Source organism: Marinobacter sp. MBR-105 (assembly GCF_053628895.1).
The window spans coordinates 42,664-60,902 of record NZ_JBRJHG010000018.1 but is presented as its reverse complement, the minus strand read 5'-3'; the positions used below and the strand labels follow the sequence as shown (position 1 = coordinate 60,902).

14 protein-coding genes, 1 tRNA gene and 1 pseudogene are annotated in these 18,239 nt (G+C 58.1%); 13 read left to right on the top strand and 3 right to left on the bottom strand.

Features of this window, described 5'->3' with window-relative positions; all coding sequences use genetic code 11:
• Positions 1–50: 50 nt before the first annotated feature.
• From pcnB to pgi, 5 genes are all read left to right on the top strand, one after another.
• Entirely contained in the window at positions 51–1,418 is a 1,368-nt protein-coding gene (pcnB, locus tag ACSSVV_RS17890; protein ID WP_454106675.1) for a polynucleotide adenylyltransferase PcnB, read from the top strand.
• Positions 1,415–1,912, top strand: a complete 498-nt coding sequence (gene folK / locus ACSSVV_RS17885) for a 2-amino-4-hydroxy-6-hydroxymethyldihydropteridine diphosphokinase (protein WP_011784198.1) — start codon at positions 1,415–1,417, stop codon at positions 1,910–1,912. Before pcnB ends, folK (ACSSVV_RS17885) begins: the two co-directional genes overlap by 4 nt.
• A 137-nt stretch (positions 1,913–2,049) precedes the next feature.
• Positions 2,050–2,844 carry a 3-methyl-2-oxobutanoate hydroxymethyltransferase gene (gene panB, locus ACSSVV_RS17880; RefSeq protein WP_454106674.1) on the top strand — a complete coding sequence of 265 codons (795 nt, stop codon included), beginning with the start codon at positions 2,050–2,052 and terminating at the stop codon, positions 2,842–2,844.
• A complete protein-coding gene (gene panC / locus ACSSVV_RS17875) occupies positions 2,841–3,689 on the top strand; it encodes a pantoate--beta-alanine ligase (RefSeq protein ID WP_454106673.1) in 849 nt (282 codons plus the stop codon). The genes panB and panC overlap by 4 nt, the downstream gene beginning before the upstream one ends.
• Before the next feature lie 47 nt (positions 3,690–3,736).
• Entirely contained in the window at positions 3,737–5,398 is a 1,662-nt protein-coding gene (pgi, locus tag ACSSVV_RS17870; protein ID WP_454106672.1) for a glucose-6-phosphate isomerase, read from the top strand.
• Here the strand turns inward: pgi and folK (ACSSVV_RS17865) are convergent.
• Positions 5,372–5,896 carry a 2-amino-4-hydroxy-6-hydroxymethyldihydropteridine diphosphokinase gene (gene folK / locus ACSSVV_RS17865; protein ID WP_011784194.1) on the bottom strand — a complete coding sequence of 175 codons (525 nt, stop codon included), beginning with the start codon at positions 5,894–5,896 and terminating at the stop codon, positions 5,372–5,374. The genes pgi and folK (ACSSVV_RS17865) overlap by 27 nt on opposite strands.
• Positions 5,893–6,264, bottom strand: a complete 372-nt coding sequence (folB, locus tag ACSSVV_RS17860; RefSeq protein WP_011784193.1) for a dihydroneopterin aldolase — start codon at positions 6,262–6,264, stop codon at positions 5,893–5,895. The genes folK (ACSSVV_RS17865) and folB overlap by 4 nt, the downstream gene beginning before the upstream one ends.
• Before the next feature lie 141 nt (positions 6,265–6,405).
• Here folB and plsY point away from each other — a divergent pair, with 141 nt between their 5' ends.
• A complete protein-coding gene (plsY, locus tag ACSSVV_RS17855) occupies positions 6,406–6,999 on the top strand; it encodes a glycerol-3-phosphate 1-O-acyltransferase PlsY (protein WP_011784192.1) in 594 nt (197 codons plus the stop codon).
• A gap of 12 nt (positions 7,000–7,011) precedes the next feature.
• On the opposite strand, the gene tsaD is transcribed toward plsY, so the two are convergent.
• Complete coding sequence (gene tsaD, locus ACSSVV_RS17850) at positions 7,012–8,067, bottom strand: tRNA (adenosine(37)-N6)-threonylcarbamoyltransferase complex transferase subunit TsaD (RefSeq protein ID WP_011784191.1); 1,056 nt, start codon at positions 8,065–8,067, stop codon at positions 7,012–7,014.
• A 233-nt stretch (positions 8,068–8,300) separates the two neighbouring features.
• Here tsaD and rpsU point away from each other — a divergent pair, with 233 nt between their 5' ends.
• The 7 genes and pseudogenes from rpsU (at position 8,301) to aupB (ending at position 18,138) form a co-directional block, all read left to right on the top strand.
• Positions 8,301–8,516: a 30S ribosomal protein S21 gene (rpsU, locus tag ACSSVV_RS17845; RefSeq protein WP_007153483.1), complete on the top strand. Its 216-nt coding sequence runs from the start codon at positions 8,301–8,303 to the stop codon at positions 8,514–8,516.
• A 154-nt stretch (positions 8,517–8,670) separates the two neighbouring features.
• Positions 8,671–10,422 (top strand): DNA primase, encoded by a 1,752-nt coding sequence (dnaG, locus tag ACSSVV_RS17840; protein ID WP_022991890.1) that lies wholly within the window; start codon positions 8,671–8,673, stop codon positions 10,420–10,422.
• Between the two features lie 118 nt (positions 10,423–10,540).
• On the top strand, positions 10,541–12,397 hold the full coding sequence (rpoD, locus tag ACSSVV_RS17835; protein WP_011784189.1) for an RNA polymerase sigma factor RpoD: 1,857 nt from the start codon (positions 10,541–10,543) through the stop codon (positions 12,395–12,397).
• Between the two features lie 60 nt (positions 12,398–12,457).
• Positions 12,458–12,534: transfer RNA gene (locus ACSSVV_RS17830), tRNA-Ile, on the top strand.
• Between the two features lie 210 nt (positions 12,535–12,744).
• Positions 12,745–13,299, top strand: coding sequence for a PEP-CTERM sorting domain-containing protein (locus ACSSVV_RS17825; protein ID WP_022991880.1), 555 nt, complete (start codon positions 12,745–12,747; stop codon positions 13,297–13,299).
• A 299-nt stretch (positions 13,300–13,598) separates the two neighbouring features.
• Complete coding sequence (gene aupA / locus ACSSVV_RS17820; protein WP_023008010.1) at positions 13,599–14,936, top strand: alkane uptake protein AupA; 1,338 nt, start codon at positions 13,599–13,601, stop codon at positions 14,934–14,936.
• An 11-nt stretch (positions 14,937–14,947) separates the two neighbouring features.
• Positions 14,948–18,138 (top strand): annotated as a pseudogene (gene aupB, locus ACSSVV_RS17815) (alkane uptake protein AupB).
• The last annotated feature ends 101 nt before the right edge of the window (positions 18,139–18,239 follow it).

Sequence of the window (18,239 nt, the reverse complement as noted above, 5' to 3'; positions counted from 1 at the left end):
GCGCAAACCGTTAAAATCCCCGTTTTTGCGCTTCGCAAACACGGAATTCCATGCCTAAACGACTTGTTGAAAAACTACGCTCCTTCATTCCCGGCAACGGGAAGAAGAAAGCCCGCCACTACCAGCGGCAGGAGATCCCGCGGGATCAGCACAACGTCTCCCGCTCCATGATCAGTGAACCGGCCAAGAAGGTACTGCACCGTCTGAGCAAGTCCGGCTACGAGGCCTATCTGGTGGGCGGTGGCGTTCGCGACATTCTCCTTGGCGGACAACCCAAAGACTTCGACATAGCCACCAACGCAACACCCGAAGAAGTTCACGACCTGTTCCGGAACTCCCGCCTGATTGGTCGCCGCTTTCGCATTGTGCACGTGGTGTTTGGGCGGGAAATCATCGAAGTAACCACCTTTCGTGGTAATGCCCGGGATACCGATGACGACCTGGCCGACGACGAGCACAAGACCAGTGAACATGGTCTGTTACTGCGGGATAATGTCTATGGCAATCAGGAAGAAGACGCACTGCGGCGCGACTTCACCATCAATGCGTTGTATTACTGCATCCGGGATTTCTCCATTATCGACTTTGCCAACGGTGTGCAGGATCTGAAAAACCGTCAGATCCGCCTGATTGGCGACCCGGAAACCCGCTATCGGGAAGATCCCGTGAGAATGCTGCGCGCCATTCGTTTTGCGGCCAAACTCGATTTCGAGATTGAACCGGAAACAGAGGCCCCCATTCGGGAGCTGGCCCCGCTCTTGGCGCACATCCCTCCGGCCCGGCTGTTCGATGAAGTCCTCAAACTGTTCTCCGCCGGCCACGGCGAGGCAACCTATCGCCTGCTTCAGGATTATGGGCTGCTGGCCCCACTGTTCCCGGAAACCGCCCGGGCACTGGATGCCGGCGAACCCGATGAACTGATACTGCAAGCCCTTCGCAACACCGATGCCCGGATTGCCCAGGGCAAATCAGTGACCCCGTATTTCCTGTTTGCGGCCATGCTCTGGCCGGCTCTGCAGGTGGAATGGCGCAGGCGCCAGGACAATGGCGATCCGGTTCAGCCCGCGCTGCACGGCGCCATCGGCAAGGTGATCGGGCGCCAGGTGCAGGCAACCGCAATACCGAAACGTTTCTCGGGCCCCATGAAAGAAATCTGGGAACTGCAGATGCGGCTACCCCGTCGCCAGGGCAAACGTGCGTTCGGTACCATGACCCATCCGCGCTTCCGGGCGGCCTACGATTTTCTGCTGGTGCGGGAAGCCGCGGGCGAAATTGAGCCGGGCCTCGGGCAATGGTGGACGGAATTCCAGCAGGCGGATGAGCGTGCGCAGGAAAAAATGCTTTCCGAGCTGGGCTCCGGTGGTCCGAAAAAGCGCCGTCGCAAGCGCAAACCTGCAAGAAAACCGCCCCAGCCATGACAGTCGATGCCTATATTGGGCTGGGCAGCAATCTGGAACAGCCTGCAGCCCAACTGGCAAGAGCCGTGTCGGAACTCGCGGGCTTACCCAAATCCACACTGGTCGCGCAATCTCCGTTCTATGCCAGCCGCCCCGTCGGCCCGCAGGATCAACCAGATTTCGTTAACGGTGCCGTTCATCTGCGTACCGATCTTTCTGCCCACGAACTGCTGGATTGCCTGCAAGCTATTGAACAGGCCCACGGCCGTGAGCGGCTGAGGCACTGGGGACCACGCACCTTGGATCTGGATCTGCTGCTGTTTGGTCAGACAACCCTCAACGACGCGCGCCTGACCGTTCCCCACGCGGAACTGGCCAACCGTGATTTCGTCCTGCAACCCCTGCTGGACCTGGCCCCGGAACTGGCACTGCCGGACGGCACCACCGTTGCGGAACTGCGCCGAGATTGCCCGGACAACCAGCTGCGCAAGCTGCCAGCCCAGGCGCACCCCTGACCAGGTTCCTTATGGCATCCAGGTGAGGAAGACCATGCTACTCTTGTGTCTGATATACCCGGGATTTACATTAACGCTCTGAGCACCGGTCGACCCCGGTCCAAAACTGGCCCATCCACCCAAAAGGCAAGGATTCTATGGCAGTTACCATCAATACCCTGCGGGAATACAAGCAAAAAGGCGAAGCCTTCTCTGCACTGACCTCCTATGATGCAACCTTTGCTCAGGTTGTCAGCGAGGCTGGCGTTGATGTCATCCTGATTGGCGACTCTCTTGGTATGGTGCTGCAAGGCCACGACAGTACGCTCCCGGTCACCATGGATCAGATGGTGTATCACACCAGCTGTGTCGCCCGCGGTAACAAAGGCGCCCTGATCATGGCCGATATGCCGTTCATGTCTTACGGTACCGTTGCCGATGCACTGGACAATGCTGCGGAGCTGATGCGCGCCGGCGCCCACATGGTCAAGCTGGAAGGCACCGACTGGATGAAGGACACCATCGAAGCCCTGAGTGAACGTGGTGTGCCTGTTTGTGCCCACCTGGGCCTGACGCCACAGTTCGTCAACAAGTTCGGCGGCTACAAGGTACAGGGACGTGATGAGAAGACCGCCGAGGCCATGATTGAGCATGCTTGCGAACTGGAAGCCGCCGGTGCCGATCTCATCCTGCTGGAGTGTGTACCGGCCCCGCTCGCCGCTCGTATCACCCAGGCCGTGAAGGCGCCGGTCATCGGCATCGGAGCAGGCTCAGATACCGATGGCCAGGTACTGGTACTGCACGACATGCTGGGCGTCACCATCGGCCGCAAACCCCGTTTCGTGAAGAACTTCCTCGCCGAGACCGACTCCATCCCGGAAGCCATTGCGGCTTATGCCCAAGCCGTCAAAGCACGCACTTTCCCAGCCGAGGAGCATACGTTCAAGGCATGAGAACCGTACACTCACTCAAAGAACTGCGCACGATTCTGCGGGGCTATCGCCAGCAGGCTAAGACCATCGGTCTGGTACCCACCATGGGCAACCTGCACGAGGGCCATATCTCGCTGGTGCGCAAGGCGGCCGAGGCCTCCGATATCGTCGTCACCAGTATTTTCGTGAACCCGATGCAGTTCGGCGCCAATGAAGACCTGGACACCTACCCGCGAACCCTGGTTGAAGACCAGGAAAGGCTGGCGGCAGCGGGCAATACTCTGGTCTTTGCCCCGGGCGTTGAAGAGATCTACCCGGAAGGGCTCGCCAATCAGACCAAGGTGGTGGTTCCCGAAGTCAGCGAGGGCCACTGTGGCGCCAGCCGGCCGGGCCACTTTGAAGGCGTGGCCACCGTGGTTACCATGTTGTTCAACATGGTTCAGCCCGACATTGCCGTGTTTGGCGAAAAGGATTTTCAGCAGTTGGCGGTGATACGCAAACTTGCCCGGGATCTGATGATTCCGGTGGAAGTGATTGGCGCGCCGACGGTGCGGGAAGACGATGGCCTGGCGAAAAGCTCCCGTAACGGCTATCTGTCCGAGCAGGAGCGGGGCATCGCTCCGGTGGTGTTCCGGACACTCCGTCATACCGCTGACCAGTTGGCACAGGGACGCACCGACTACAGCATCCTCGAGCAGGAGGCACGCGATGCACTGTCTGAGGCAGGGCTCAGGCCGGACTATTTCAACATCGTCAACAGCCTGACCCTGAAGCCCGCCAGCAAGGATGACCGCGAGCTCACACTACTGGTCGCAGCGTTCCTGGGTACCACCCGTTTGATTGATAACCTCTCGATCACGCGCTGAAACCTTACTATGGAGCCTCACCCCCAGACAACGGAAGGGACCCCCTGATGCCTGAGAAACACCCTGCGCTCACCAGCCGAGCAGAATGGCAAGCTCTCAACGACGCCAAAGCCCGGCTCGAACATCTACCCATGCGGGAGCTGTTTCAGCAGGATCCGGGCCGTGCCCAGCGTTACCTGGTAGAGGGTGCCGGCCTGTCGCTGGATTTCTCCCGCAACCGGCTGACGGACGAAGTGCTGGAGGCTCTGCTCAACCTGGCCCAGGCCTGTGGTCTGGAGGAACGTCGCACGGCCTTGTTCCGGGGCGGTCTGGTGAACCTCACGGAACAACGCCCCGCCCTGCACACCGCCCTTCGTGAGGGTGAACAGGGCGAGGTTCGGGTTAACGGCGACAACATCATTCCCGAAATCCATCGCACACTGGGGAAGATGAAAGCGCTGGTTGAAAGCATTCACAGTGGTGAACGCACCGGCCACACCGGCGCCCGGTTTACCGACGTTGTCAGCATTGGCATCGGCGGCTCGTTTCTCGGGCCGAAGCTGGCCGTCGAAGCTCTACGCCCTTACTGGCAGGGTTCCATTAACTGTCACTTTGTTGCCAACATCGACGGCACCGACATTACTGAAACCCTCACCCGCCTGAACCCGGACACCACGCTGTTTCTGGTGCAGTCAAAATCCTTCCGTACCCAGGAAACCCTGGAGAACAGCCTGCTCGCCCGGCAATGGTTTCTCGATAATGGTGGCAACGCAGCCTCGGTCTCCCAGCATTTCATGGCAGTCACGGCCAACGTCGAAGAAGCGGCCCGGTTCGGCATCGAACCCGCCAACACCTTTCCCATGTGGGATTGGGTAGGTGGTCGTTATTCCCTCTGGTCCGCCATCGGCCTGCCGATTGCGTTAACGCTTGGCATGGCGGCATTCCGGGAGCTACTCGCCGGTGCACATGCCATGGACACCCATTTCAGGGAAGCGCCCGAGCGGGAAAACCTGCCGGTAATCATGGCCATGCTCAGCGTGTGGTACAACAATTTCTGGGGCGCCGAGAGCCATGCGGTACTGCCCTATGACGAATACCTGAAATACCTGCCGGAGCACCTTCAGCAGCTGGATATGGAGAGTAACGGCAAGCGCGTAACCCAGAATGGCATCAGCGTGGATTACCCTACCGGGCCCGTGCTCTGGGGCGGCGTGGGCGCTAACGGCCAGCACGCCTATCACCAACTGATTCATCAGGGTACCCGGCTGATTCCTGCCGACTTCATCATTCCCCTGAGGTCCCACAATCCGGTGGCCAGCCACCATGCTGCTCTGTTTGCCAATTGTCTGTCTCAGGCACGAGCCATGATGGCCGGAAAGACGGAAGCAGAGGCCGAACAGGAACTGGTGGCCGGCGGTCTTGATGGTGATGCCGCCCGCCAACTGGCCCCACACAAGGCCATTCCCGGTAACCGGCCCTGCAACATCCTGCTGATGGAACGCCTGACTCCGCACACCCTGGGGGCACTGATTGCACTTTATGAACACCGCACCTTCGTGCAGAGCGTGATCTGGGATATTGATTGCTTTGATCAATGGGGCGTGGAGCTGGGCAAACAGATTGGCAACGAAATTCTTCCGAAACTGCTGGGCGAGAGTGAAGATGGCAGCGCTGGAGACAGCGCCACCGACAACCTGATCCGGTTATTCCGCGACCGCTCCGGAACTTGAGATCTGACGCCCCTGCCAGGTGAAATCGACGGGCCAGAGCTTCTGGTCCTTCTGGTAAGACTGCCAGAGGCTGCGATAGCTCTCTCCACACACAGGGTGCAATTCGTCCGGAGCAATATCGGCCAGCGGCCTCAGGACAAATGCGTTTTTTAGGATTTCAGCCCGGGGCAGTTCAACCCCATCAAGGGTGCCGGTCGCATCGCCCCAGGTGAGAATATCCAGATCCAGAGTCCTTGGACTGAACTTGGGCGCCGAAGCTTTGCGGCCGTTGTCTGCCTCAAGTTTTTTGAAGCGCCGGGAAAGCTCTCCTACCGACATATCGGTATCCACACCCACCACCAGGTTCAGAAAATCCGAGCCATCGAAGCCGACCGATTCGCTCTCGTAAACCGGAGAAATGGCCAATTCTCCAAACCAACCGGCCAGAGCATCCAGCGCCGCGCTGACATGGCGATAGCGTTCAATATTACTGCCGATACTGATGTATACACGTTTCATGCCCGTGCCCCCCGCTCAATTCTCACGCCCACCGAGCGTGCGGCCGGCACAGCACCGGGCTTGCTCAACGTCAGCCTCAGCCAACGCACGCCAAACTCGCTCTGCAGCAAACGGGCAACTTCCTCTGCGGCCCGCTCCAGCAACTCCGGCTGCAGCGTTTTCAGGCACTGACTGACCCGCTCGCTAACGGCGGCGTAATCAAGTGCATCGGCAACATCGTCACTGGCGCCGGGCACCGAGTTATCCCACGCCAGTTCCAGATCCACCAGTAGCCGCTGTGTGACTTCGCGTTCCCAATCGTACACCCCGATCACGGTTTCCACCGCCAGTCCTTCGATCAGGACTGTGTCCCATTTGCCATTTGCCAAACCGGTCTCCCGAGCCTTCCACTGATGGCTGATTGAATATTACACAGGCAGACGATACTGTGACGGACAACCAGCCTGCCTTGATGCGGGCGGCATTTTCTCACAGAACACAGGGCCCAGTCTCTGTACAGCGGTTACGCCATGGACGTCTTTAGCCAACCCGTTGCGATTGTCTTGCTTTGCGCCAGCGCTTATCTGGCGGGTTCCGTGCTGTTCGCAATACCAGTGTGCCGCCTCTGGAAACTGCCAGATCCTCGCGCCCTGGGTTCCGGCAACCCCGGAGCCACCAATGTGTACCGGGCAGGTGGCTGGCAACCCGCGCTGGCAACCCTGGTGCTGGATGCGTTCAAGGGCTGGTTGCCCGTCTGGCTCGGTCAAAGCCTTGGCATGTCCATTCTGGTGCAGGCCATGATTGCCCTGTGCGCGGTGACCGGACACATGATCCCGGCATTCTATCGGTTCAAAGGGGGCAAAGGCGTTGCCACGGCCCTCGGGGCAGGGTTGGCACTGGCGCCGCTCACCACCGCCATCATGGCAGGCTTGTGGCTGGGCGTGATGTGGCGCTGGCGCATTTCAGCCATGGCCTCTCTGGTGGCGATCACCAGCGGCCCACTCATCAGCGCCCTGCTGGAGCCGGAAACCCTGCCCCTGTTCGGACTGCTGACCCTGCTGATTGTGGTGCGTCACCGCAACAACCTGATTCGCCTGGCCCAGGGGCGGGAAACCGGGCTCTAGCGTCTGATCAGGCTAGTCCACGAGGCCGTTCTGACGCGGTTCCGCCACTGGCGGCAAAGTGTTCATAGGCCACCGGGGGACCGCCACAATCCGCTCGCCATCCTGCTGACCGGCCTTTAGCCGCTGCGCACCGGCATAGGCAATCATGGCACCGTTGTCGGTGCAGAACTCCGGACGAGCGTAGAACACTGAACCACGCAGCTTTTCTGCCATGGCTTCCAGTGACGCCCGCAACCGCTTGTTGGCGCTGACCCCGCCGGCAATGACCAGCCGCTTACACCCTGTTTGCTCCAGGGCTCTGCGACATTTGATGACCAGGGTATCAACTACCGCAGCTTCGAACGCCAGAGCAATGTCTGCTTTTACCTGCTCATCCAGCGTACCTTTATCTTTTGCGTCGTTCACGGTGTTCAGGGTGAAGGTTTTCAGGCCGCTGAAGGAAAAATCCAGGCCGGGACGATCGGTCATCGGGCGGGGAAAACGGTACTGCCCCTCTCGACCCTTTTCCGCAAGGGCAGCTACCCGGGGGCCACCCGGATAATCCAGCCCCAGCATTTTCGCAGTTTTATCGAACGCCTCGCCGGCGGCATCATCCACCGATTCACCCAGCATCTGGTACTCACCAATGCCATCCACCCGCACTAACTGGGTATGGCCACCGGACACCAGCAGCGCGACAAACGGGAACGCCGGCGGATTGTCCTCCAGCATGGGCGCCAGTAAGTGACCTTCCATATGATGCACGCCCAACACCGGAATCCCCAGTGCAAACCCCAAGGCATGCGCCACCGAGCCGCCCACCATCAGGGCACCCACTAACCCCGGCCCGGCGGTATAGGCGATACCTTCGATATCGGAACGGGCTTTACCGGCTTGAGCCAGTACCTCATCGCATAAAGGAAGCAGCTTGCGGACATGATCCCGGGAGGCCAGCTCAGGCACCACGCCGCCATAATCGGCGTGCATACCGATTTGACTGTAAAGGGCATGGGCCAGCAGTCCCCGCTGAGCGTCAAACAGGGCTACACCGGTCTCATCGCAGGAGGTTTCAATACCAAGAATCAGCATAATGGGCACTACATCCAAGGGGTGTCGGGTACGTGGGCGGCATTTTAGCAGAAACCCGAAAGCTTCCGGCAGTTTCGTTGAACAGTGATTGACCTTGGCCAGCCCAGCGGCTATCATTGCCGCCCTAAATTAGCACTGGTCGAGTTTTAGCCAATCTGACCAGGGATCGAGCCCGTACGGCACTGGCCGACGGAACAAATTGAAACCGAATCTATCAGGTAGGTGATTTTCGAATGCCAGCTGTTAAAGTGAAAGAGAATGAGCCGTTTGACGTAGCACTGCGTCGCTTCAAGCGTTCCTGCGAGAAGGCCGGTGTACTGTCTGAAGTACGTCGTCGTGAGCACTACGAGAAGCCGACCGCTGTTCGTAAGCGTAAAGCAGCTGCTGCCGTTAAGCGTCATCTCAAGAAGCTTCAGCGGGAACAGCGCAAGTTCGAGCGTCTGTACTGAGTTCAGGCGCGCATCGACTGCACAACTGATTGCCGGAACGGCGTTTCGCCCCACCCGGCAAGCTGAAAATGCCGCCGAGGCCTGGCTTCGGCGGCATTTTTGGCTATGGCGAAAATGCCTTCGCACCCGGCACCCCGGCTGAAGTGGAGCCACCATGAGCGGATTGATCCCTCAACGCTTTGTTGAAGACCTGCTGGATCGCATTGATCTGGCGGAGCTGATCGGTTCGCGCATCACGCTGAAAAAAGCCGGAGCCAACTACAAGGCCTGCTGCCCGTTTCACGACGAGAAGACGCCATCATTTAACGTTCGACCGGACAAAGGCTTCTATCACTGCTTTGGCTGTGGAGCCCATGGCGATGCCATCAGCTTTGTTCGCGAATTTGAGGGCCTGGGTTTTACCGAAGCGGTAGAAGAACTGGCCAAGCGTGCCGGGCTGGAAGTGCCGTACGACCGAGCTGCCAAACAGGAAATGCAACAGGCGCGGACACTGACCGATGCCCTGGAGTTTGCCAACCGGTTCTATCACTCAGCACTGACCAGTCAGCAAGGCGGTTATGCCCGGGACTACCTGAAGCAGCGGGGACTGGATGAAAACATTATCCAGCAGTATCAGATTGGTTTTGCACCGGGCACCGGCACGGCACTTTACGACGCCGCCCCGAAGGATCTAAAAGCACCACTGATTGAGACCCGCACGGTGTCGGACCAGTACGGCCGCCCCAGGGATCTGTTCCGCAACCGGGTTATGTTTCCCATCCGGAACACCCGAGGCAAAACCATCGCCTTCGGCGGGCGCACGCTGGGTGACGACAAGGCCAAGTACATTAACTCGCCGGAATCGGACGTTTTCCACAAGAGCCGGGAAATCTACGGCCTGTTCGAGGCCCGGCAAGCCATTCGACAACTGGACAAGTTGCTGGTGGTCGAAGGCTATATGGATGTGATTGCGCTGGCCCAGCACGGCATCCATTACGCGGTGGCGACTCTGGGGACGGCCACCAACCAGGACAGCCTGACCGCACTGCTTCGGCACGTTCGGCATATCGTGTTCTGTTTTGACGGCGACCAGGCAGGTTTTCGGGCAGCGGACAGGGCCATGGAGAATGCCCTGGAACTGATGGCAGACGGGCTGCACCTGCAGTTCCTCATGCTGCCAGAAGGCGAAGACCCGGACACACTGGTGCGCAAAGAAGGGCCGGACGCATTTCAGAAGCGTATTGAGGGCGCCACACCCTTCTCACGCTATCTGTTTGATCGCCAGAGCGAGGGCCTTGATCTGCAGTTGCCCGAACACCGAGGCGAACTTCGGGCACGGGTTGAGCCCTTGCTGAACAAGATGCCCCGCAGCACGTTGCGGGACGCCATGTGGCACGAAATGCTGCGCCTTTGCGGCGGCCGCAACCAGTGGCAGAACCGCCAGCAGGGCCAGAATTACAAGGCACGGGGCTGGCGCGGTGAAGGCCAGAGCCGGCCCACGGAAGAGCGGATTGACGTAAAACTCAGCAAAGACAGCACCTTGTGCCTGGCCTTGCTGGAAGCACCGGAACTGGCAACCGAAGTGAAAGCTCTGGCAGACAGCACCCGGCAGCTTGAACGCGCGGGGCGTTTTGCCCGCTGGTTACTGGAAGAAAAAATTCAGACCCGCAAGACACTGGTCGCGGGGCTGGCCACGAACAAACAGGCCAGGGACAGGTTTTACAACCTGTTTGACGAACTGGAGCACATACCGGCCCGGGAAAGCACACTGGCGGCTGCCAGAGAGCTGTTAAGCCCGAATGAAGAGGCCGCGCGTCAGCAGAGGCTGGCAACCCTGCTCCGGAACCTGGCACAGCTTTCCCCGGAAGAACGGGAGGAGCTGCGAACGCTCAGCGCCGGTACGTTAAATCCGAAGGCTGAAAGCTGAGCACTTGAAACCTGTTGCCCTGATCACCATCTAACCATTCGGTGGCAGCGCAACCGAGCGACAGCTATAATGGCTGTTTAACTTTTTTCCTTTTTAAAAGCGAGTTCACAGGGTGTCTATGTCAGGCAATTCGCAGAAATCACGTTTGAAAGACCTCATCGCACGAGGCAAGGAACAAGGTTACCTGACTTACGCCGAGGTAAACGATCACCTCCCGGAAGATATCGCAGATCCGGATCAGGTTGAAGACATTATCCGGATGATCAACGACATGGGTATCCAGGTGTGCGAAGAGACACCAGACGCGGATACCCTGCTGATGACCGAAGGTGACTCCACTGCCGACGAAGCTGCTGCCGCCGAAGCCGCTGCTGCTCTTGCCGCCGTTGAGACCGACGCTGGCCGCACCACCGATCCGGTGCGCATGTACATGCGCGAGATGGGCACCGTTGAGCTGCTGACCCGCGAAGGCGAAATTGTCATCGCCAAGCGCATCGAGGAAGGCATTCGCGATGTCATGGCCGCTGTAGCACATTTCCCGGGCACCGCCGGCACCGTGATTCAGGCCTACGACCGCATCATCGAGAATGAAGGTCGCATCAGCGACATCGTCACCGGCTTCCTCGACCCGGACGACGCCGAGCCGTTCATGGGTGAAGACACCAGCACCGAAGACACCTCTGCTGATGACAGCGATACCAGCAGCGATGACGACGATGACGACACCTCCAGCGAAGACGACAACGACAACGGGCCAGATCCGGAAGAAACCCGGCTGCGCTTCGAGCTGCTGAAAGAGAAGCTGGACGCTGCCGAGAAGGCCTTGGCCAAACACGGCCGTGGGCACAAGAAAACCCAGGAAGCCCTGAACGAACTGGGCCAGGTTTTCGCCCCGTTTAAGCTGGCCAACAAGGCGTTTGACGAACTGGTGAACGTCGTTCGTTCAACCAACGACCTGGTCCGCGAGAATGAGCGCGCCATCATGCAGATCTGTGTACGCGACTGCAAAATGCCGCGCAAAGACTTCATCAAATGGTTCCCGGGCAACGAAACTGATCTTGAGTGGGCCGGCGAAATTGCCGCCACCAAAAAGCCCTATGCGGCCGCTATCGGTGAGCGTGTAGATGAAATCGTTCGCCTGCAGAAGCGCATCCAGAACGTTCAGACCGAAGTGGATCTGGACGTGGCCGACATCAAGGAAATCAACCGCCGGGTGTCGATCGGCGAGGCGAAAGCCCGCCGCGCCAAAAAGGAAATGGTTGAGGCCAACCTGCGTCTGGTTATTTCCATCGCCAAGAAATACACCAACCGCGGCCTGCAGTTCCTGGATCTGATCCAGGAAGGCAACATTGGCCTGATGAAGGCGGTCGACAAGTTCGAGTACCGTCGTGGCTACAAGTTCTCCACCTACGCTACCTGGTGGATTCGCCAGGCCATCACCCGCTCCATCGCGGATCAGGCCCGCACGATCCGGATTCCGGTGCACATGATCGAGACGATCAACAAGCTCAACCGCATCTCCCGCCAGATGCTGCAGGAGATGGGCCGCGAGCCCACACCCGAGGAGCTGGGCGAGCGCATGGACATGCCGGAAGACAAGATCCGCAAGGTGCTGAAGATCGCCAAAGAGCCGATCTCCATGGAAACACCCATTGGTGACGACGAAGACAGTCATCTGGGCGATTTCATCGAAGATATCCAGGCTCTGTCGCCAGTGGATTCAGCCACGGCTGAAGGCCTGCGCGAAGCCACCCGCTCCGTGCTGGCCGGCCTGACCGCTCGGGAATCCAAAGTACTGCGCATGCGCTTTGGTATCGAGATGAACACCGACCACACTCTGGAAGAAGTCGGCAAGCAGTTCGATGTTACGCGGGAGCGTATCCGTCAGATCGAAGCCAAGGCCCTGCGCAAACTGCGCCACCCTTCCCGCTCCGATCACCTGCGCGGCTTCATTGACGACCAGGGCAACGGTTAATCCCCAAGACAGTAGCGGGCGCCACCCCTCGTGGGTATAATGGCGCCCGTTTTCTTTTCCGGGCCTATAGCTCAGTTGGTTAGAGCAGGGGACTCATAATCCCTTGGTCGCTGGTTCGAGTCCAGCTGGGCCCACCATCTCCCAAACTCCTCCCCCAACCCGCACCCAACTCACTCCTGTCCAACTTATTTACACATACGCCTCCAACCTTCTCTTAAGCACTGCCCAAGCCTCTGTTTTAACGTCAAATAATCCTATTGGCACACACTGTGCTGAAAGTCAGACGTAAGTACAGATCGCGGCTTCGCCGCACTGCGTTCAGGGCTTGCCCTGAGAGAAGGTGAAAAATGAAACAGATTACAAAGCAGATAACACACGTTATTGCGGCTCTGGCATTAACCTGGTCTGCTGGGGCTATGGCCCTGATCCTTGGCCCCGCAGACGCCGACAAAACTGTCGACGTAGGCCCCCCAAATCCAGCGCTTGACGCCGGTGACGTTGCAGCCCTTTTTGGAACGTCCGACCTCACTTTGCTTTACAAGTCCAACTACGAAGGCCCGGAAGAAGGCTCCTACCAATCCTTCTACTCCACCAGTTTCACCGGAGACCCTAACAACGCGGTGATCAGCTGGGATGGCCCGGACTACATTGTGTGCCCTGAGTGTTACCTGGTTGTCAAAGACGGCAACGAGCCACAATACCTGTTCAACATCGGCAGCTGGAATGGCCAGGACGTACTGGATCTTCAGGGCTTTTATCCAAACAGAGGCGCCATTTCTCATGTAGCGATCTTTGGCAAGTCCGTTCCTGTACAGGTTCCTGAGCCAGGAACACTGGGCCTGCTGGGACTTGGCATTCTGGGCATGCTCACAATCAGAAGAAAGTTACAAAAATCCGCCTGAGTGTCGACATTTTTTACATGCCACTAAAGCTCCCCTTGGGGAGCTTTTTTTGTGCCCGTTCACAAAACCGCAAACATTAAGTAACAGAAATACACGGAAGCCCACCTTTTAAGCTCATGAGTTTTCGGCCGTTTTAGACAATTCTTGAGGTACGCGGTTCTACCGACACCCTGTCGTGTCAAAAATGCCAACGTCCCGATCAGACAAGCCTCATACACTAAAACCTGAACAAGCGTACCAGTCCTGAAAGGAATCCCTCGGGACTGAGCACAAAAACAATGAGTGAACGGAGTGTATACATGGTTCTTTCCCCCCGATTCTCAGTACGGGCGGTATCCCTTGCCGTTGCAGCAGTTTCCGCCTCCCTGTCCATGCCCACCAGTGCCAGTATGGGCAACCTGGGCACCAGTTATGGTGTAATGCCGGTCGATGTGGCCACCGCCCAGTCCCTTTCGATGTTCAATGAGCAGGTTTCTGCCACCTACTACAATCCGGCAGCGCTGACGAAAGATCCTCGTGGCGAACTTACGGCGGGTATCCTTCATTCCGAACAGGAGCTGCGTTCCGACAATCCCAACGCCAGCGGTGACATTGTCTCGGACTCTCCGAGCCAACACGTTTTGATCGGCATGAAGACCAACCTTGGGTCACTCACCCGGTTCGGGCACCCCATCTATCTCGGGTTTATTGCGGGCGTGGAAAAGTACGGTAAGGAGATGCTGGCTTTCAGCTCTGAAACCAGCGAGAGCGGACAGTTCCTTCAATACGGGAAAGAACCTTTGTTCCTTAACATCGGTGGTGCAACCCCGATCTGGCGCGGTATTTCCGCCGGTGCTTCGGTTCGGGTAACGCTCGAAGCGACCGCTAATCTTGATGCCGTCTCGACGCTGGGCGGCGAAACCAGCCGTGAGCGCCTTGCGGTCAATGCCGAGCCTTCTCTGAAGACCATTCTGGGCACGAACATCGATCTGGGCAGCACATTTTGTCCTGAATCTGACTGTTTCCTGAACGGATGGGAAACGGCGCTGACCTACCGGACGAAGTCATCGGCCTCAACCACAGTCGACTCCAACATCATCGTGACCCAGACTATCCCGGATCCCGGGCTCAGCCTGGCTGTGACAACCATCGACTCATTCCAGCCGGAAACGATTGCCATCGGCACACAATACTCCGGTGACGGCTGGCGCATCGGCGGCAGTATCGAACAACAGAACTGGTCGGAACTGGAAGACGAATTCAGCGGCGACTCCATCAAGGATCAAGGTTCCGTGGCCTCCGGAAACCGGATCGGTTTCGACGACATCCTGATTCCCCGCCTTGGTGCGGAATATCAGTTGAACAAGAACTTCGCCCTTCGTGGCGGTGTTGCCTACGAAGAGTCTCCCCTTAAAACCACTCGTAATCCGGAGCTCAACTACCTGGATACCGACAAACTGGTGGTTGGCCTTGGTATCAGTGCCACTTACGACCGAACCCGCCTGCTCGCCTACCCGGTGCGGCTCGACCTGGGCTATCAGTACCAGCAACTGCAGGAGCGCGACTTCACCGTGGTGGACTACGACGGTGACGAAACCAGTGTCACTGCCGATGGTGATATCCACGTATTCAGCGGATCCATCACCCTGAAGTTCTGAGGAGGCTTGCCATGAAGTACAACAAGACCCTGGCACTGATTCCGGCCATTTTGCTGGCCGCCTGCGGCGGTGGCGACAAACAGTCCATTGACGAAAACCCAGACCCGGCTCGATGGTCTATTCCTTCCCGATGGATGGGCAGGCTGATATCAGCCCGAAAGCCGACATCGTGCTGCGCTTCTCTCATGCGATTATCGATGATGAAGCAACCCTGCAGAACAAGATCACCCTGCAGAGTAACGACCAGCCCCAGCCATTTACCGTGACCTTGATCGATAATGGCAAAAGTCTGAAGCTTGAGCCTGCTAACCCGCTTGCGACCGGCGAAGAATTCACCGTAACCTTCCAGGAGCCGCTGGCCGCCGAGGGCGGCCGGCAAATCACTACTCCGAACGCTACTGGTGATGACGGCATCCAGTTCGCAACCCGTGGCGCCTATGCGGGTCTCGCGGGGCTGGCCAACACCGCAGACACTTTCGACATTGCCTGGCAAGTACCCGCCAGCGACAGCCCATTCCAGGCCATGAATTTTTCGACTTTCCGGTTTGCCATGACGCAACCGGTGCATCCTGAATGGCAATCACTCGGCGGCAGTATTCAGCTGCAGGATGCCAACGGTGAAGAGGTTCCGGCGACCGTACTGGTTAAAGGCAACCGCATTACGGTTGACCCCTGCGTAACCCCCGAACTGTCGCAGTGCGGCAGCAAACAGGATATTCTCGACACCGGTGAAACCTACACCCTGCATTTGACCAACCTCGCCAGCCTGACCGACAGCAGTGAGGAGAACCGCTTCACCGGGGAATTCACCTTTACCCCGAGAGAGACCGGCCCAACGGTTGTGTTGCAACAAACCGCCGTAGATTCCGGCAACGGTGAACTGAGCTCCGTGCTCAACGGCCAGGCCCTCAATGCCGTAACGCTCAACTCGGTACTCCAGGGCGAAGCCGGCCCCTCTCAACAAACCGGGGACCTGTTTGCCGAGCTCGCCTACGCCCCGGCGTTTGATGCTGACGAAGCACTGCCGCTGCGTATTCCCAAAGGCAGTGTGCTGGAAAGCACCAGCCTGAACGTACTCGTGGGTGGCAAGGTACAGGTTCTGGATGCCGCGACCGGCGAAGACCAGCAAACCGGCACCATCAAAGTGACCATGCTCTCGGATGCATCCGGCTACATGAGCCCGAACCAGTACACCGATGACATCAATGCCCCGCGGCATATCACCCTGTTCATGGACGTATCCATGAACACGGAGGCAGCACAGCCGAATGCCGCGCTGTCCCAGGATCTGATGGGTGTTGAACTGCGCGGTATTGCTCTGGTTCGGGACGGCGTTCTGACCATCGACGCCATCGGCATGGTGGAACCAAACCTGCTGGGCCAGGAATTCACCGATTCCACCATTGCCTTCCATCTGCAGGCCGCAACCGATGCCGACTCGGTTCTGGATGCCGAAAACCTGCGGGAACTGGATGCCACACCACCCAGCCTGGTGAGCTGGATGCCCGGCCCTGCGAACGCCGTTCCGCCAACCCGTCAGTCCATGCAGCGCCCGGGCGACCCGATCATTCTGTTCTTTGATGAGCCGCTTGATCCGGCATCTGTCGAGAATGGTGTCGAACTCATTGAAAACGGTGCACCGGTAACTAACCTTCAGGCTCGGTTGGATGGAACAGCGCTTGTGCTTAATCCGCAGGGTGGCTTGAAGCATGGCGTACCGTATTCCGTGTCTGTCGACGGACTTACAGACCTGGCGGGCAACCGCGCGATGGTTTCTCCGTTAAGCTTTGAGCTCGATAGCATTGAAGAAAACGGTAGCCCGGGAAATAAAGGATTCCCCCTGGCGTTGACGACCTACCCTGGCTACCCATGTGAAACCGACTACGAAAACACCCTGGATCTGGAAAACGGCGTATTCGGGAAATGCTGGACCGCCGACGCCAACAACGCCGGTGACGTGTTACCCGTCAGCAAAATGCCGGCGGACCGGCCAATCACGGTCGTGTTTTCCAAGTCTCTCGATCTGGATTCAGTCATCGTCGGTGAGACCTTTACCGTTCAGGAAATTGCACAGGAAGCAAACGGTACCGTTACCGTCCTGAACCAACAGGTGGCAGGCCGATTAGAGAAAAACAACCAGCGCATCCGGTTCTACCCAGAGCAGCCGTGGCAGGTCGGTGCGCATTACCGCTACATTCTGGCCTCCTCAGAGCAGAGCGGCACTTGCACTCCTGGACAGTACACGTCGATTTGCGACGAGGACGGCATACCACTGAAAACGGATCTGCTGGAAGGCCTCAATGATGGTGACGGGAACAATGGCCCTGATAATCTTGAGATCGTATTTACCGGTTCAGAAGCGCGCTCCACAGTCTTCACACCGCTGCGGAATCTGCCGATTCGGGACACCAATTCGAATCTTGCGATTGACTGCGATGACCTCGGCAGCGAATCGTGTCTTGAGCCATTTAATCACCAGGGGAGCGATAGTGAAGGCTTTTTGCCCTCGGCAAACGCCGCAAAACTGCTCGTAACCCAGGACCATGCCGAGGATGCCCGGGTTGGTTGTGCGGTTGACGGTGCCGATTGCCCCCGCAAAAAATTCATCTATCAGACCTACGCTCTGAATACGGAGGTTATTGGACCTACCGTGGATCCCGACACCGGGCGAGACGCCGTCAAAGTGCTGCTTTACCCAACCCAACTGGCGACCACGTCTCTCGACGTTCACCTGTCGTTGCTGAGCACGGTTTCCAGCACCGGGCCCCAGGTATTAAGAATGCGCTACGCCAAGGACGATCCTGAATGTACGGGAGCATCCTGCGCCAGAAACAGCCTGATTCCGGGTTACATCACCGAGAATGATCAGGGTGAGACGATTTTCAAAACCAAAGCCGAGCTGTTTCTTGATGCCCCCGGGTTGAAGGCAACCGCGTCCATCCTCGGAATTCCCACAGACTTGCCACTGACTCACAACCTCTTTGGCTATCCTTTCACTCTGGAACTGGAAGGGCGTGTGGTGTTCTTTGATGACGGCCGGATGCAGATCGAACAACGGAACTTCAATGTCCCCCACATCGACGTAGAGGCTGTCGCCCTCGGAATCATCAATACGGAAATCCCATTGATCATCCCCGAGCAAGGCGTCTACCTGAATTTTATATCCAACCCGGTGAAGGAAATTCCGGCTCAGTACGAATAGAACACAGGTTACTCAGGTCTACCCTCCTCAGGCCAGTCTCCGGACTGGCCTTTTTTATGGGCCTTTTGGGGCCACAATCACAATCGGTTTTTCATTCCGGG

Excerpts from the sequence above, each read along its gene's own strand:
- pcnB (WP_454106675.1), top strand. The coding sequence starts at position 51 with ATGCCTAAACGACTTGTTGAAAAACTACGCTCCTTCATTCCCGGCAAC.
- folK (WP_011784198.1), top strand. The coding sequence starts at position 1,415 with ATGACAGTCGATGCCTATATTGGGCTGGGCAGCAATCTGGAACAGCCT.
- panB (WP_454106674.1), top strand. The coding sequence starts at position 2,050 with ATGGCAGTTACCATCAATACCCTGCGGGAATACAAGCAAAAAGGCGAA.
- panC (WP_454106673.1), top strand. The coding sequence starts at position 2,841 with ATGAGAACCGTACACTCACTCAAAGAACTGCGCACGATTCTGCGGGGC.
- pgi (WP_454106672.1), top strand. The coding sequence starts at position 3,737 with ATGCCTGAGAAACACCCTGCGCTCACCAGCCGAGCAGAATGGCAAGCT.
- folK (WP_011784194.1), bottom strand. The coding sequence starts at position 5,896 with ATGAAACGTGTATACATCAGTATCGGCAGTAATATTGAACGCTATCGC.
- plsY (WP_011784192.1), top strand. The coding sequence starts at position 6,406 with ATGGACGTCTTTAGCCAACCCGTTGCGATTGTCTTGCTTTGCGCCAGC.
- tsaD (WP_011784191.1), bottom strand. The coding sequence starts at position 8,067 with ATGCTGATTCTTGGTATTGAAACCTCCTGCGATGAGACCGGTGTAGCC.
- rpsU (WP_007153483.1), top strand. The coding sequence starts at position 8,301 with ATGCCAGCTGTTAAAGTGAAAGAGAATGAGCCGTTTGACGTAGCACTG.
- dnaG (WP_022991890.1), top strand. The coding sequence starts at position 8,671 with ATGAGCGGATTGATCCCTCAACGCTTTGTTGAAGACCTGCTGGATCGC.
- rpoD (WP_011784189.1), top strand. The coding sequence starts at position 10,541 with ATGTCAGGCAATTCGCAGAAATCACGTTTGAAAGACCTCATCGCACGA.
- ACSSVV_RS17825 (WP_022991880.1), top strand. The coding sequence starts at position 12,745 with ATGAAACAGATTACAAAGCAGATAACACACGTTATTGCGGCTCTGGCA.
- aupA (WP_023008010.1), top strand. The coding sequence starts at position 13,599 with ATGGTTCTTTCCCCCCGATTCTCAGTACGGGCGGTATCCCTTGCCGTT.